This window comes from Streptomyces sp. NPDC031379 (assembly GCF_055569615.1).
In genome coordinates, this window is the sequence record NZ_JBVIIT010000009.1 from 118361 (window position 1) to 132692 (window position 14332).

Below are 14332 nucleotides of genomic sequence, written 5' to 3' on the forward strand. Positions count from 1 at the left end.
ACACACACCCCACCCCCCCCCCCCCCCACCCCCTCCCCCCCCCCTCCCCCCCCCCCCCCCCCCCCCCCCCCCCCCCCCCCCACCACCCAGGGCACTCACCAGGGCACAGCCAAGCGAGTGCCCCGCCAGGGCGTGCGGACACGGAGCCGAACGGGTGGTCCTGCCGAGGATGCGGTCAGTGGGCGCCGGGCTTCGCGGCGATGCGCTTCAGAACGTGGTCGGGGGCGAGCCGGTGGACCCGGTCGGAGGAGCCGGATGGGGGGTGAGCGGTCACGACGCCGTCGTCGCCGTCGTAGAGGCAGCATGCCCTGTGTCGCCACGCCGGTCACCGCCGGGCCGCAGCCGTACATCGTGCCCGGGTGGCGCCGCTCACCCGGACCGGTCGGCGGCCCCCGTCGGCAGGAGCCGGGCGGCCGGGGGGGCTTGACCCCGCCGGGCTGGGCCATCGCGGCGTTCGCCCGTGGTTTCAACGAGACGGGTCCGGCCGGTGTGCGGCGCTCCGTCGCCCCGGACGGCGGCGCCGCACGGCACCTGCTTCGAGACCGCGGAGCGACCACAGTCCGTACAGAGCCAGCAGCGGTTTGGCGATCACCCACTCGCCGGGGCGGTAGTCGTCCGCGCGCACGAGCCTCCTGGCGAGATCAGGGCGCTGCCGCCACAAGTACGCGCGGGCCTTGAGCGCATGAGCCGGCTGGGAGGCGATCTTGATGCGGTCGACGTCCTCGAGCAGCGGGATCACGTTCGTGATGTTCTCCCATGTCGTCCCGCTCCGGTCCTCGAGGAGCACCGTGCCGTCGAACCCGAGCACCGACTTCGCGTAGTCGGCCATCAACCGGGCCTCGGCAGCACCACCGCTGGGCGCACCGCCGCTGAAGATCACCCGGGTGCCACGCGCACGGTCGGCGGCGACGGAACGCAGTCCCGCGCGGACCCGCCAGCGGTTGACGAGGTTCGCCGTCGCCTGGGGGTTGCGGAAACCCAGCACGACGACGGCCTCGGCAGCGCCCCCGCTGTCCCCCACGAGCGTCCGGGACCAGCGCCAGTTCAACCACTCACCCCAGGCCAGGGCAGCCACCCCGGCCAGGGCCAGTCCTGTCCTCCGCCGCATGCGGCGACTCTAGGGCACCTCGGCGGCACAGTCTTTTCGGCCGGCGACGAGCGGACCGTCGGCTCAGGGTGCGGTGAACAGGGTCGGGAAGCGGGGGGCCAGCCATGGCCGGGGACCCCAGGCGAGGATCCGGCCCTGGGCGATGGCACGCCAGGGATTGAGCCGGCCCAGCGCGATGAGCAGGAAGGCGACGGGATCGAGCAGGATGGCGCAGTCCGCGCGCTGCGCCGGTGCCCCTGGTGTCACCTGCACGGCGCCGTCGGCCAGGGACACGGTGAACGCCTCGCCTCCGCGCAGCCGGATCCGGTAACGGGCCGTGAGGCCGGCCGTGGCCGCGGGGTTCGTGACGCGCGGCATCACCGAGAGCATGAACGGCATGCACAAGCCCACCCGTTCCCGGTCGACCATGTGCGGGCGCTTCAGGGCGCGAGCCAGGTCGTATCCATGGCCGAGCATGTGCGTGAGCAGGTACGAGGCGAGAACGGACCGGTCCATCGGGCCCAGGGGGGTGGCCGGTGCCGGGCCGTCGGCCGCGGGGCGCGACAGGGCGTTCAGGAACGCCTCGGCCTGCTCCGTGATCATCGTCGCGAGAGGCTCCGCCCGGCGCTCCCCGAAGTCGGCGAGGGACTCCGCGTTGGCCCGGGCGAGGCTCTGGGGCGTTCCGTCGCCGTAGGGGCGCTCCCGCCCGGCTGCCAGGTCGGCCATCAGTTCGTTGGCCATGGCCAGATGGGCGGCTGCCTCGCCGACCGTCCACTGCGACCCCGGCACGGCCAGGGCCGTGTCGCTCGCGCTCCGCACCAGTGTGGCGATCTCCTCGGCGGTGCCCCGGATCGCCTGCCCCAGCCCGTCGGGCAAGGGCCACGAGCCGTCCTGCCGTACCGTCGTGTGCACGTTGCTCGCTCCGCTCCCCATCCGCCCGGCAGGCCCGACGTGCCCGCGGCGCTGGTACCCAACCAGACCCGAGGGCGCGCGGCAAGTCCCCGCACGCCCCCCTGGAGTCACCGCCGGTCAGTTCGTGGAGCCGGAGCCGGAGCCGGAGCCGGAGCCGGGACCGGGTGGGATGTGAACGGTCATGATCAGGTGGCAGGTCTCGGTGCCCGAGCCGCGGTAGGTGTGGGGGGCGTCACCGTCGAAGCTCGCGGTCTGTCCGGCTTCGACGGGGTGCTCGGTGCCGTCGACGACGAGGATCATCCGGCCGGAGGTGACGCTGACGGTCTCCACGACGCCGGCCTGGTGGGGGTGGCTGGGGTACTCCTCACCCGGCTCCAGCTTCCAGCGCCAGACCTCGACCGGGGCCGGTCCCGAGGTGGTCAGCATGAGCCGGGCCTCGCTGCCCCGCTCCCCGGCCCACAGGGGCATGACGGCGTCGGCGGAAACCACCCGGACGCGGCCCTCGGCCGGGCCTTCCATCAGCGCGGAGACCGAGACACCGAGGGTGTCGGCGAGGCGGACCAGGGTGGCGAAGTTCGGGTTGCCCTGGGCTTTCTCCAGACCGACGAGGGCTCCCTTGCTGACCTTGGCGCGGCGCCCGAGTTCGTCCAGGGACAGGCCCGCCCGGGTACGTGCGGCTCTGACGTTGTGCGCGAGCGTGCGCAGGGCTGCCTCTGCCTCGGGCACCTGATCACCGTCCTGACGGAATAGTCACTGGAATGGACCGCCCGGTCGTTTGGTTGACAAGCGCCGGTCGTTTCATTGTACGGTCGAGTCGTTCCATTGTGAAAGTGGCGAAGTTGGGGAAGTGTCGTGATCGCTCTGCTGCTGGCCCTGGGCAGCTCTCTCGCCTATGGATGCGCCGATTTCCTCGGTGGTCTCGGCGCACGCAAGGCACATGTGCTGCGCACGGTGATGGTGGCCGCCCCGGCCAGCCTCGCGGTCGAGCTGCTGCTGTGGCCGGTCCTGGGTGCCTCGTTCACCTGGGCGAGCGTCGGGTGGGGTGCGGCCTCCGGCGTAGCGTCCGCCGCGGCGTTCGCCCTGCTCTACAGGACCCTCGCGATCGGCCCGATGAACGTGCTCTCGCCCATCACCGCGTTGGTGTCCGCCGCACTGCCGGTCGCGGTCGGCCTTCTCCAGGGTGAGCACCTGGCGCTGGCCGGCCTTGTCGGGCTGCCGCTGGCGCTGGCGGCGGTGGTGCTGGTCAGCGCCGGGCACGGAGCACGCTCGTCCCGTCCGTCGCGGACGGCGCTGCTGCTGGCCTTCGGTGCGGGTGCCGCCATCGCCCTGCAGCTCGTCTTCCTGCACCAGGCCCCCTCGGACAGCGGCGTGGCACCGCTGATCATCGGCAGGGCGGTCTCCTCGGCCGTCACCCTGGCCGCGGCCGCGGTGATGTACCGCCGGCTGGGCCCGGAGAGGCCCGCCTACGCGATCTCGACGACCGCGGGCGTGCTGGACTCGCTGGCGAACCTGCTGTTCCTGCTCGCCGCCCGCAGCGGAGACCTCACCGTCGTCGCCGTGATCACCGCCCTGTACCCGGCCGGCACCGTCCTGCTCGCCCGCAGCGTGCTCGCCGAGCGTATCCACCGCAGCCAGCTCATCGGGCTGGGCACCGCCGCCGTCGCCGTCGGCCTCCTCGCCCTCACCTGACCCGCCGCACCCTCCACGCAGAGAGAACCCGCATGTTCATCCAGCCCTGGGACGCCGCCCTGGACGACGCCGAATGGCGGACCTGGATCGCCGACGGCCACGACTTCGGCCAGCTCAGCGTCAACGGCCTGCCCGGCCGGCCGCCCGCCGTCGTCCCCACCCACTTCACCACCGACGCCGGACGGCTGCTGATCCACCTCGCCCGCCCCAACCCGGTCTGGAAGGCGATCGAGCACGACCCGAACGTCACCTTCACCGTCGTCGGCGACTACGCCTTCGTCCCCGGACCCTGGCGCGCCCAGCCCGGCGTCCCGCCCACCGACGGCGTGCCCACCAGCTACTACGCGGCCGTCCAGTTCACCTGCCGCGCCCACATCATCGACGACCCCGAGGCCAAGGCCGAGCTGCTGCGCCGCCAGATGGCGCACTTCCAGCCCGACGGCGACCACGCCGCCATCGACCCCGGCCGGCCACCCTACGGACGCATGCTCAGCGGCATCCGCGGCCTGCAGCTCGACGTCACCGACGTACGGGCCAAGTTCAAGTACGACGACCACAAACCCGTCGAGCACCGAACCGCCGTCGCCGGCCGCCTCACCGAGCGCGGCCAGGGCCTGGACGTGCCCACCGCACGCGGGCAGCTGCGCCGCCTGGACCGCATCGGCCCCTGGAAGCCCTGACCCCCGCCACCCGACACACGCACGAGACAGGACTTCACCTCATGACCGCCTTCCGCATCAGCCCCGCCGTCGCCGACGCCTTCCCCGACACCCTCATCGCCCTGGTCATCGCCGGCGGGCTGCGCGGCCACGAACCCTGGCCCGACACCGCCGCCTCTCTCGAGGACCTGGAGCGGCGGCTCGCCGACGGCACCTGGCAGGCCGCCGACGAGACCGACCCCCGCATCGAGGCGTGGCACACCGCCTACCGCTCCTTCGGCACCAACCCCCGCCGCGTCCGCCCCAGCGTCGACGCCCTCGGCCGCCGCATGACCAAGAAGGGCCGGCTGCCGCGCATCACCCCCGCCGTCGACTCCTACAACTCCGTCTCCGTCCGCCACGGCCTGCCCGCCGGCGCCTTCGACCTCGCCCACGTCACCGGCGACGTCGACATCCGCCACGCCGACGGAAGCGAGGAGTTCACCCCGCTCGGCGAACCCGGCACCGTGGAGAACCCCAAGCCAGGCGAGGTCGTCTACGCCGACACCACCGGCGTCCTGACCCGCCACTGGAACCACCGCGACGCCCACCGCACCCGCGTCACCGAAGACTCCACACACGTCGCCTTCGTGCTGGAGACCCTCCACGCCACCCGCGACGGCGACCTCCTCGAGGTCGCGGTGAGCGAACTCCAGGGCCAGCTCATCCCGCACGCCGAGCGGACCGCGGTGTACTACCTGAGCCCGGCCCGCCCCGACGCCGCCGTCTGAGCCCACGGTTGCGGGTTCCGCTCGCACGACCGATGAGTTCCGCCTCGCCGCGACCCGACGACCCATTCCGCCATCGACGGCACCGGCTGGGTCCGGGAATCCGTCGACCGGGCGCCGCTGACCGAGGTGGGGCAGATCTTCCGGATGGACATGTACCACCCCAACCATCCGGACGGTGACTACCAGGTGGCCAACAAGGTCCAGGTGCTCGACCCGCCCCGTGCCATCGGCTGGCTCACGGGGCAGGAGAAGGACGACGGTCACCTGGAGTTCGGCGGCTGGATCTGGCGTTACGACCTCGCGCCGCTCGGCCCGTCCGAGACCGAGGTCACGCTCACCTACGACTGGTCGGCGGTGCCGCCGTACATCCGGGAGTACATCCGGTTCCCCCCGTTCGGCCCGGAGCACCTCACCGACTCGCTGCGCCACCTGGTCGAGCTTGCCGCACCGACGTCCCCGGCCCGGACGCCCGGCGGCCGGACACCTGACGGGCGGCCGTAGCGGTCCCCTCCCACAACCGGCCTACGATCACCTCGAAGGGGGTGGTCGCATGGCCGGGGACCGGCGCTCCTGGGCGCGGCTCGGGGGATGGTTCGGACGGGCGGCGCGGCGGCGGGCGGGGGACGAACTCGCCGAGGTGGAGGCGCGGATCACCGCGTTCGGGGTGGCGCTCGACGAGCACGACTTCTCGCCGGGGGAGGCGGGGGCCACCGACGCGATGCGCGCCGACCTGGGGCGGGCCCTGGACGCGTACGACGAGGCCAAGCGGGCCTTCGTCGGAGACCGGGACCTGGAGGACGCCCTCGACGTGCTGCGGGCGCTGGACGACGGGTGGCACGCGCTGGCCTGTCTCGACGCCCGGCGGGCGGGGCTGCCGCTGCCCCGTCGGCTGCCGCTCTGCTTCTTCGACGCCCGGCACGGGCGGGCCGTGCGTGAGCTGCCCTGGGCCCCGGCGGACGGGACCAGCCGCAATGTAGCGGTGTGCGCGGCGTGCGGGGTGCGGCTGGGGGAGCGGCGCGGCGGGGGAGGAGGGGGAGTTCCCGTTCCCCGGCGGGCGGGGTCCGGGTCCGCGCTCCGGCAGCCGGGGCCCGTGCGGGCCGCCGCCCACCGCGCGCCGGGCGAGGAGGCGGGCGACGAGGCGGGCGAGCGGGCGTACGGGCAGGGCCCGGGAACCGCGCGGGTGCGGCTGCCGGCCGTGGGGCGGCCCGCAGTGCTGGTGGTGCGGTGCGACAGCGCCGAGCAGCTGACCGTCGTTCTGCTGCTGCGCGGCAACCCGCGCAAGGGCTACACACTGGGCGACGGCTTCCGGCCGGTGCACGCCCGGGTGCCGCTGCGACGCTCAGGCAATCGCGAAGTGGCCCGGTTCCAGGTGGAGTTCCGGGGCGGGGCCCGCGCCGACTGGGAGGCGTGGGCCGAACCCGTCGACGCCGTACCGCGGTTCACCGACCGGATCCACGGGAGCGGGGGCGACCTCGTGCGGTACGCGGGCGCGGGCGGCCCGGCCGTGCTGCGGCACCGCGGGCGCGGCGACGTACGGCTGTCGGCCCTGGACGACGACCTCGCCGAGTGGGCCGAGGCGGCCCGCGGCAAGGGCGACGCCGACCTGCCGCTCCGCCTGCCGGGGCCCGGCGTCTACCAGGTGCAGGCCCGGGGAAGCTGGGTCATCGAGGCCGAGCCGGCGGACGGAGACCCGCAGTCGGGGGGGGGAGGAGCGAGGGTGAGGGGGGAGCGGGGGCGTGAGGGAGGTGCGGGCCCCGTGACCCGGGCCCGGGCGCCCTGTGCCCAGCATCGGTCGCCATGGAGCGCGATGGACATCACCGGCCCCGGCGACGAGAATGACCGCCCACAACCCACCGAGATTTCTGCCCGGTGATGGAGTCGGTGCGGGGCGCGTGTCCCCTCTCCGCGCCAGCACTGGACGGTTCCAGGCGGCGACCACGGGTCGGTACATCCGGGCACCGACGACCCACGTGTGCCGTCCCGCCGGGCAGCGAAATGGACTCGCCGTGCCGTCGGCGAACTACCGTTCCCTGCTGCGCACCCCGGGCGCCGCGGCCTTCTTCCTGCCCGCATCGCTCGGACGCGTCGGCGTCGCGATGACCGGCCTGAGCATCGTCTGGCTCGTGCACAGCCACACCGGCACCTTCGCCTCGGCCGGCCTGGTCAGCGGCGGGTTCGCGGTGACCGACGCGCTCGTGGCGCCACAACAGGCCCGGCTGGTGGACCGGTTCGGGCAGATCCGGGTCCTGCCGCCCGCACTGCTCGCCCACGCCCTTGCCGTGGCCGTCCTCGTGTCCCTGGTCGCGGCGGACGCCTCCGACCCCTTCCTGACCCTGGGCGGCGCGCTGGTCGGGGCCAGCGTTCCCCAGCTCGGCGCGATGTCCGCGGCACGCTGGGCGGCACTGCTGCGCACCGGCCGAGCGGCGGAGCTGCCCGCCGCCTTCGCCCTGGAGGCGATCAGCAACGCGGTGGCCTACCTCGTCGGCCCGATGTCGGTCAGCGCACTCGCCGCGGCCGGACATCCCGTGGCCGGCACCGTGCTGGCCGCCTCCCTGTCGGTGGTCGGCGGTCTGCTCCTCGCGGCCCGGCGCGACAGCGCACCCTTGCCGGCGGACGACAGCGCCGCCCACGCCCGAGAGGACCGGTCGTTGCTGCGCGGCGCGGTCTTCCTGCTGATGGGCCTCAACCTCGCCATCGGCGTCTTCTTCGGTGCCATGCAGGTGTCCGTGACCGCTTTCGTGGTGGAGCACGGCGCACCGGGCGCCGCGGCCCCGGTCTTCGCCGTCTCCAACTGCAGCGGACTGCTGGCCGGATGGCTGTACGGGCTGCGCCGATGGCGTGCCGCACCACCGGTACAACTGCTGGCGGCGACCTGTGCGCTGACACTCGGCACGTTGTTGCTCCTCACGGTCGGCTCACCGTTCCGGCTCGGACTGGTCATGGTCCTGACCGGCGCCACCGTCCCGCCCCTTCTGGTGCTCTTCCCCGTGCTCACCGAGTCGACCGTCCACCCGGCCCTCCTGACCCAGGCGTTCTCCTGGCTCGGCTCCGCGAGCGCGGCAGGATCGGCCGCAGCGGCGGCGGTCTCCGGCTGGGCGATCGACTCACTCGGGCCGGACGGCGGCTTCGCGGTCACCGTCACGGCCGCCGCCGCCATGACACTCCAGAGCCTCGCCGGCCTACGCCTGCTGCGCACACCGAAGAGAGGCAGCCGGCACGGGCGGAACCGACCATCGATCGAGCCCACCCGCCTGCGGCGTGACGGGGTCCGCAGGAGCGGCGGGCGAAGTCACACCACGGTGCTCAGCAGCAGAAGACAGGCCAGGGACGTGAGGGAGAGCAGAGTGTGGGACACCGTCCAGGTCCGGAGCGTGCCGCTGATCGACGTGCCGAAATACTCCTTGGCCATCCAGAAGGCCGCGTCGTTGACATGACCCGCGAAGGCTGCGCCCGACCCCAGCGCCAGGGCGAGCAGAGAGGCCTGAGAGGGTGCCAGGCCGTGCGCAAGAGGGCCGATGATGCCGGCCGCGGTGATGGTGGCGATGGTGCCGGAACCGACGATGGTCCGCATCAACGCGGCGATCAGCCAGCCGAGGAGGAGCAGCGGGATGTGGAGGTGGCCCGCCGCCTGGGTGACGGCTCGATCGACACCGGTGTCCTGCAGTGCTTGCGAGTAACCCCCACCGGCGGCGACGATCACGATGACGCCCGCGACGGGTGCGAAGCTCTTGGCCAGGGACGCCTGAACGTGGCGCCGGCTGAATCCGAGCGCGTACCCGAAGGTGATCAGCGAGACGAAGACCGTGACCAGCAGCGCGATCATCGGGGTGCCCAGGAACTCCACGACGGCGTACAGCCTGCCGTGCGACATCGGAACGCTGTCGAAGACGGCCTTGAGCGTCATCAGCACGATGGGGAGCAGGATGGTGCCGAGAGTGACCGGCAGGCTCGGCATCCGGTAGGAGGCCGCCGCTTCGGCGTGCCCCGCATCGGAGTCGGTGCCTGCCGCGTCGTCGTGGTGGTGCGGGTCGGTGGTGAAGGCGGCAGTGGCGGAGTCGGGCACATGGGCCGGCACACGGGGCCAGATGTAGGCGGTGAACAGGGGGCCGACGACGATCGCGCACGGCAGGGCCACGAGGAGCCCGTAGAGCATGGTGAGACCGATCGACGCGTGCACCGCCTGGATCGCGATCAGCGGTCCCGGATGCGGGGGGACCAGCGCGTGCACCGTGGCCAGTCCGGCCACGACCGGCATGCCCACCCGCAACACCGGGTAGTGGAGCTGCTTCGCCAGTTGCAGCACCAGAGGCATCATCATCACGAAGCCGACCTCGAAGAACATCGGCAGACCGATGAGGGCCGCGACCAGCGTGACCGCCCACGGCAGCCGTTCGGGCCGGACCATGCGGGTCAGGGTGTCGACGACCTGCTCGATGCCACCGGAGTCGGCCAGCATGCGGCCGAGGATCGCGCCCAGCATGATGAGTACGCCCACCGCACCGGTCATGCGGCCCAGCCCGGTCGTGAAGGAGACGATGGCCTGTTGGGCGGACTGCCCGGCCAGCAGCGAGACGGCCAGCGCACTCACCGTCAGAGCCAGGAAGGCGTGGATCTTCAGCCAGCTGATGAGCAGGACGACGATGGCGATGGACACACCCACCACCACCAGGAGCCACGCGTTCTCAGAAGCACCGGCCTGACCTGCCGACAACAGCCCGCCCGCCGAGTTCACCATCCAGTGGTCTCCGTTCCCGTTCCCCGCCTCGCCTGGTGCGCGGGCTCCGGGGCACGTCGACGGACCGCCCAGTCGCGGATGGACAACCTGACAAACGACACCACATCGAGTTCGCACCGGACCGGCGCAACGAGGACATGGCTGCCGTGGATCACTCGATCAGCGCGATCCACGGCGGATGCCGAGCCGGTCGTCCACCGGCCGGGGCCTTGTCACCGATGGGGCGACAGGCGAGGGAACCTGTGGCCTAGAGCGAGTCGAGGCCGAGTTCGTGGTTCTTGATCGCCTCGCGGACGGCGTTCACGAAACCGTTCCAGAAGTGGTCGGCGTAGGGGCTGTCGGTGCTCGGCACGCCGGCCGTCGCCCTGCGCTTGGCCCCGCCGGAGAAGTCACCGAACATCGCCACGCGCAGCGCCGTGGACAGCTCCAGCTGGGCGCCCGCGCCGGTGCGAGTGCGGTTGACGATGTTGGCCGGGTCGTCACCGTTGATGGGGTCGGTGGCGCCCGCGAAGACCACGGTCACGTTCCAGTCGGGCTGGGTCGCGGGGGAGGTCAGACCGTACTTCGTGAAGGCCGCCAGCAGGTTGCGCCTGAGCCGCTCGTCCCGGCCGCCGATGATGATCTTCTTCACGGACGTGTCGTCGAAGCCGTGCAGGGAGACGGCGTACAGGTTGTCGCCGCAGACGGCGAGGGCGGCCGGGTCGTCGCAGTGAGTGGAGGTGACGTGCTGCGCGGCCGAGTTGGCCAGCGCCTCGAACATCCAGTAGTCCCGCTGCGGCTCTCCCGGCACCGCCGCGCTCGCCGGGTCGGTGTTGGCGTCGAAGGGCGTGTAACCGGCGACGGCCATGCACAGCTCGCTCGTACCCGCCTCGATCCCACCGCCGTGCGGCGCGATCACCGCCGTGCTGCCGACGGGGATGCTGGTGCTGCGGGCGTTGTCCGTGACCGACACCGGCGCGCCGATGCGGAACCGGCGCATCCAGTCGGTGCCCTCCTTCGCGGCGGTACGGGTGTACAGCTCGGTGTTGGACCCGTACTGGTCGGCTGCCGCGGCCGGCGTGGCGCCGCTGCCCACCACGGCGTTGAGGGTGGGCAGGCCGGCGGCGACGGCGGCGACGGAGGCGAGGACCTTGCGTCTGCTGGTGTCGTTCATGGGGGTGATCCTGCATCACATCCCGATGACTGTCTCCAGCGACCCCTCTGGACATGACAACTCCGTGGCCCGTGAGGGCAGCCCCGGGCCGGAGCACGCGCAACCCGTGCAACCCGCGCAACCCGCGGAACCCTCGGGACCCGCAAAATCGGATGCCCCGGCTCGGCCGGACTTCCTAACCTGCCCGCATGGACAGCGGACCCGCACTCCTGAACGTGATCGACGTCGAGGCCACCTGCTGGAAGGGACAGCCCCCGCCGGGGGAAGTGAGCGAGATCATCGAGATCGGGCTCACCGTCGTCGACCTGGCCGCGCGCCGCCGTCTGTCACGGCATCGCATCCTGGTGCGGCCGGCGCGCTCGCATGTCAGCGACTTCTGCACCGAACTGACCGGTCTGACCCGGGCCGAGGTGGCCGGCGGGGTCTCGTTCGCCGAGGCCTGCCGGACGCTCGTCGAGGAGTACGACGCCCGGGGGCGCCCCTGGGCGAGCTGGGGCGACTACGACCGGCGCCAGTTCGAGCGGCAGTGCCGGGCCGGCGCGGTGGCGTACCCGTTCGGGCGTCCGGCGGAGGCGGGGCACACGAACGCCAAGGCCGTGTTCACCGAGGCGTACGGGCTCCGCAAGCGCCCCGGCATGGACGGCGCACTGCGCATCGCCGGTCTGCCGCTGGAGGGCCGGCACCACAGCGGCGAGGACGACGCGTGGAACATCGCGGCCCTCGTCCTCGATCTCGCGGAGCGCGGGGCGTGGCGCTGACAGGGCGTGGGCGAAGCCACGGTGAGTCCCTCTCCCGTAGGAGCGGATGTACGCGCTCGTCCGGCGCCGGCGGGAGGGCACTGGCCCCACAGCCGGGTGGATTTCGCTTCCGGCCCGTGACGACGAGGGGGCCGGTGAGGGTTGTTCGGGTATGAACCGACGACTGATGAGCGTGGCGGCCACAGCGGCTGCCGTACTGGCCGGCGCTGCGGCGGTCTCGGCGGCTCGGCCGGCATCGGCCGCCCCCGCGAAGCCGCAGGCCCCCAACCCCCACGGAGGCGCCGGGCAGTTGCACACCACCAAGTCCGCGCACCTGCGCGCCGGCCGGGGGACGCGCAATCGCTCGCTCGTGGGCCTGCCGAGGAACACCGACTTCTACGCCGAGAGCTGGGGCGTGGGGAGTGACGGTGCGTGGTGGGCGTACGGCGTGGTGGTCTCCGGCCCGACGAACGGCCGCCGCGGCTGGGTGAACGGAGCGGACGTCGCCACCGGCCACCGACACTGACCGCCGGCACGGGGCCGGGCTCCGCCGTGGAGGGTCGGGGCTCGGACAGCACGCGGGTCTGAGCGTCGATCCTCCTGGACCGTGCTGGACGAAGGCGTGCCGGCGCCGGTCGTCGAGGCAGACTCGACTGGACGAGGAAACTGGCTGATCCCGTCAGTGCAGGCCAGCTCCGAGACGCCGCGCAAGACCGATCAGATCGTCCAGCCGCAGCACCCGTCCGTCGAACCCTGGCAGGGGGACATGCAGCGGTGCGGTCCAGCGGGCAGGGATCCCGTCCAGTCCGTAGTAGGCGCCCGCGAGACCTCCAGTGACGGCCGCGACGGTGTCCGTGTCACCGCCGACGTCGATCGCCGCCCGGATCGCTTCCTCGAAGGTGGTGGTGCTGCGCAGAGCCCAGACCGCCGACCCCAGGCACGGCCATACGGCGCCGTTGAACTCGGTCGCCTGGTCGGGATGCCAGTCGTCGGCAAGGACCGTGGCATACCGCTGACGGTGGTCGGGATGGACAAGGTCCAGAGTGTCAGGAAGGGCCGGGCGGGGGTCGGTGCCCGCCAGGGTCTGACGAACGAGGTCGTGGAATACGGCGGTGCCTTCCCACGCGGCGCGATCGCCGTGGGTGAGGGCGGCGATGCGCCGGGCGGCATCCATCGTGGCCGACTGCCCAGCACGTGCGAAGTAGACCGCGGACGTCGATGCCCGCATCAAGGAGCCGGTGCCTGCTGCTCGCTGGTTGACCTGGAAATGGGTCGCGGCAGCCAGATCCCACGGCTGGCCGTTGGTCAAAACGTCTTCGGTCTGCAGACCGATGTCTTTGGGATCACCTGCCGCCCACTGTTGGAAGCGGGCGAAGATGTCCGGCAAGTCCAGTCCGCCCCGCTGCAGGAGCGACTCGGCGACCAAGACGGCCATCTGCGTGTCGTCCGTGGCTTCGCCCGGTTCCCAACCGCCGCCCCCGCACATCTCGCCACTGCCCCCTGGCTGCGGGAACCGGGCTGAGAACGCCCCCTGGGGACCGAACTCGAAAGGTGCCCCCAATGCGTCGCCCACCGCGGAGCCCACGACGGTTGCGACGGCTCGCTCCATAGGCTTCATCCGCGCAGGCTATAGGGGTCAGAGCCAGAGACATCCCCGCATCCACACGCGCCGGGAACATCACCGTCCGGAGCACGGCCAGCCCCGCGGCGGGGAGGCGGCGGGGCTGGAGCGAACCTGGGGAAGTGTCAGCCCGTCAGGAACCAGAGCTGGGAGGTGGTGGCATGTCCGCCGGGCATCTCACGTAGGGGTGCCACGTTGTCGTCGCCGTAGGTGGAGGTGACGGCGAGGTCTTCGTTCAGGTAGGGCACCAGGGCCCAGGCGTCGCCGTCGAGGGTGGGCCGCAGCCTCCACCACTGCGCCTTCTTGGTGGCCTGGCACGGGGCCAGATGGACGAAGGTGCCCGCGTCGCCCCGGACTTCCGCGCAGTTGCCGGTGGTGGTGATCGTCCACTCGTAGACGGTCTCGCCCTGCGCCGTCCTGGTCGGGGTGAAGCGGAAGGTGCGCGGGTACGGGTGGTCGGCCCGGTAGTACACCTGCAGGTAGGTGTCTTTGCCGCCGGAGCCGTCGTCGGGGATGAGGTAGTTGGTGTGGGCCACGCTGGTGATCACCAGGGGTCCCGAGGGAGCGATGGGTGCGGCGGGCGCCGCCTGGGCAGGCGCGTCGAGCGCCAGGCCGGTCAGCGCCGCGAGGGCGGCGCAGAGGGTGAGGATCCGCTGTCGAATCGGCAGGGTCATGGAGATGTGCCCTTCCTCCTGGATGCCACGGGTTGTCGTCCGTGACATAGGTGATTCAACCGCGACTCCCACCACGAAGAGGATCACCCGGGCGAGTGAAGAATGCCATCTGACCTGCAGAAACGACCCTTCTCAGGGGTGTGCATCACAGGTCTTCCACGGCCTGAGTGCCCCGGCGACGCCGCCAGGAGCCCGTACCGCGTTCCTCAGCGGGGCGCCGCCTCGTGCGGCTGTCGACCCGTCAGACTCCGGTCGACGGGGCGGGGGTGAACCGTGTCGGTCTGTCCGGCATTCC

14 protein-coding genes and 1 pseudogene are annotated in these 14332 nt (G+C 72.3%); 8 read left to right on the plus strand and 7 right to left on the minus strand.

The window, feature by feature from the left end; genetic code table 11:
* Positions 1 to 466: 466 nt before the first annotated feature.
* The 3 genes from ACZ5CW_RS15380 to ACZ5CW_RS15390 all read right to left on the minus strand — a co-directional run bounded on the left by ACZ5CW_RS15380 (position 467) and on the right by ACZ5CW_RS15390 (position 2725).
* On the minus strand, positions 467 to 1108 hold the full coding sequence (locus ACZ5CW_RS15380) for a YdcF family protein (protein ID WP_468601333.1): 642 nt from the start codon (positions 1106 to 1108) through the stop codon (positions 467 to 469).
* A gap of 63 nt (positions 1109 to 1171) precedes the next feature.
* Positions 1172 to 1999 (minus strand): maleylpyruvate isomerase family mycothiol-dependent enzyme, encoded by an 828-nt coding sequence (locus ACZ5CW_RS15385; protein ID WP_468601335.1) that lies wholly within the window; start codon positions 1997 to 1999, stop codon positions 1172 to 1174.
* A gap of 117 nt (positions 2000 to 2116) precedes the next feature.
* On the minus strand, positions 2117 to 2725 hold the full coding sequence (locus tag ACZ5CW_RS15390) for a helix-turn-helix domain-containing protein (protein WP_468601337.1): 609 nt from the start codon (positions 2723 to 2725) through the stop codon (positions 2117 to 2119).
* Between the two features lie 126 nt (positions 2726 to 2851).
* Here ACZ5CW_RS15390 and ACZ5CW_RS15395 point away from each other — a divergent pair, with 126 nt between their 5' ends.
* The 6 genes and pseudogenes from ACZ5CW_RS15395 to ACZ5CW_RS15420 form a co-directional block, all read left to right on the plus strand.
* A complete protein-coding gene (locus ACZ5CW_RS15395; protein WP_468601339.1) occupies positions 2852 to 3688 on the plus strand; it encodes an EamA family transporter in 837 nt (278 codons plus the stop codon).
* Between the two features lie 32 nt (positions 3689 to 3720).
* Positions 3721 to 4368 (plus strand): FMN-binding negative transcriptional regulator, encoded by a 648-nt coding sequence (locus ACZ5CW_RS15400; RefSeq protein ID WP_468601341.1) that lies wholly within the window; start codon positions 3721 to 3723, stop codon positions 4366 to 4368.
* A 41-nt stretch (positions 4369 to 4409) separates the two neighbouring features.
* On the plus strand, positions 4410 to 5117 hold the full coding sequence (locus ACZ5CW_RS15405; RefSeq protein ID WP_468601343.1) for a B3/B4 domain-containing protein: 708 nt from the start codon (positions 4410 to 4412) through the stop codon (positions 5115 to 5117).
* 126 nt (positions 5118 to 5243) lie between these two features.
* Positions 5244 to 5618: an SRPBCC family protein gene (locus ACZ5CW_RS15410; RefSeq protein WP_468601345.1), complete on the plus strand. Its 375-nt coding sequence runs from the start codon at positions 5244 to 5246 to the stop codon at positions 5616 to 5618.
* 49 nt (positions 5619 to 5667) lie between these two features.
* Entirely contained in the window at positions 5668 to 6990 is a 1323-nt protein-coding gene (locus ACZ5CW_RS15415) for a hypothetical protein (RefSeq protein ID WP_468601347.1), read from the plus strand.
* A 223-nt stretch (positions 6991 to 7213) separates the two neighbouring features.
* Positions 7214 to 8047: pseudogene (locus tag ACZ5CW_RS15420) on the plus strand (MFS transporter); the annotation flags it as partial.
* Positions 8048 to 8406: 359 nt separating this feature from the next.
* Here the strand turns inward: ACZ5CW_RS15420 and ACZ5CW_RS15425 are convergent.
* On the minus strand, positions 8407 to 9852 hold the full coding sequence (locus ACZ5CW_RS15425; RefSeq protein ID WP_468601349.1) for a GntT/GntP/DsdX family permease: 1446 nt from the start codon (positions 9850 to 9852) through the stop codon (positions 8407 to 8409).
* Between the two features lie 247 nt (positions 9853 to 10099).
* A complete protein-coding gene (locus tag ACZ5CW_RS15430; protein WP_468601351.1) occupies positions 10100 to 11005 on the minus strand; it encodes a poly-gamma-glutamate hydrolase family protein in 906 nt (301 codons plus the stop codon).
* 188 nt (positions 11006 to 11193) lie between these two features.
* Here ACZ5CW_RS15430 and ACZ5CW_RS15435 point away from each other — a divergent pair, with 188 nt between their 5' ends.
* Entirely contained in the window at positions 11194 to 11763 is a 570-nt protein-coding gene (locus ACZ5CW_RS15435; RefSeq protein ID WP_468601353.1) for a 3'-5' exonuclease, read from the plus strand.
* A 151-nt stretch (positions 11764 to 11914) separates the two neighbouring features.
* A complete protein-coding gene (locus tag ACZ5CW_RS15440; RefSeq protein ID WP_468601355.1) occupies positions 11915 to 12268 on the plus strand; it encodes a hypothetical protein in 354 nt (117 codons plus the stop codon).
* Positions 12269 to 12421: 153 nt separating this feature from the next.
* Here the strand turns inward: ACZ5CW_RS15440 and ACZ5CW_RS15445 are convergent, their stop codons facing one another.
* Together ACZ5CW_RS15445 and ACZ5CW_RS15450 are read right to left on the minus strand one after the other, a co-directional pair.
* Positions 12422 to 13360: an ADP-ribosylglycohydrolase family protein gene (locus ACZ5CW_RS15445; RefSeq protein WP_468601357.1), complete on the minus strand. Its 939-nt coding sequence runs from the start codon at positions 13358 to 13360 to the stop codon at positions 12422 to 12424.
* A 128-nt stretch (positions 13361 to 13488) separates the two neighbouring features.
* The gene (locus ACZ5CW_RS15450) at positions 13489 to 14037 is read right to left on the minus strand and encodes an RICIN domain-containing protein (RefSeq protein WP_468601359.1); all 549 of its coding nucleotides are present in this window, start codon (positions 14035 to 14037) and stop codon (positions 13489 to 13491) included.
* Positions 14038 to 14332 lie beyond the last annotated feature (295 nt).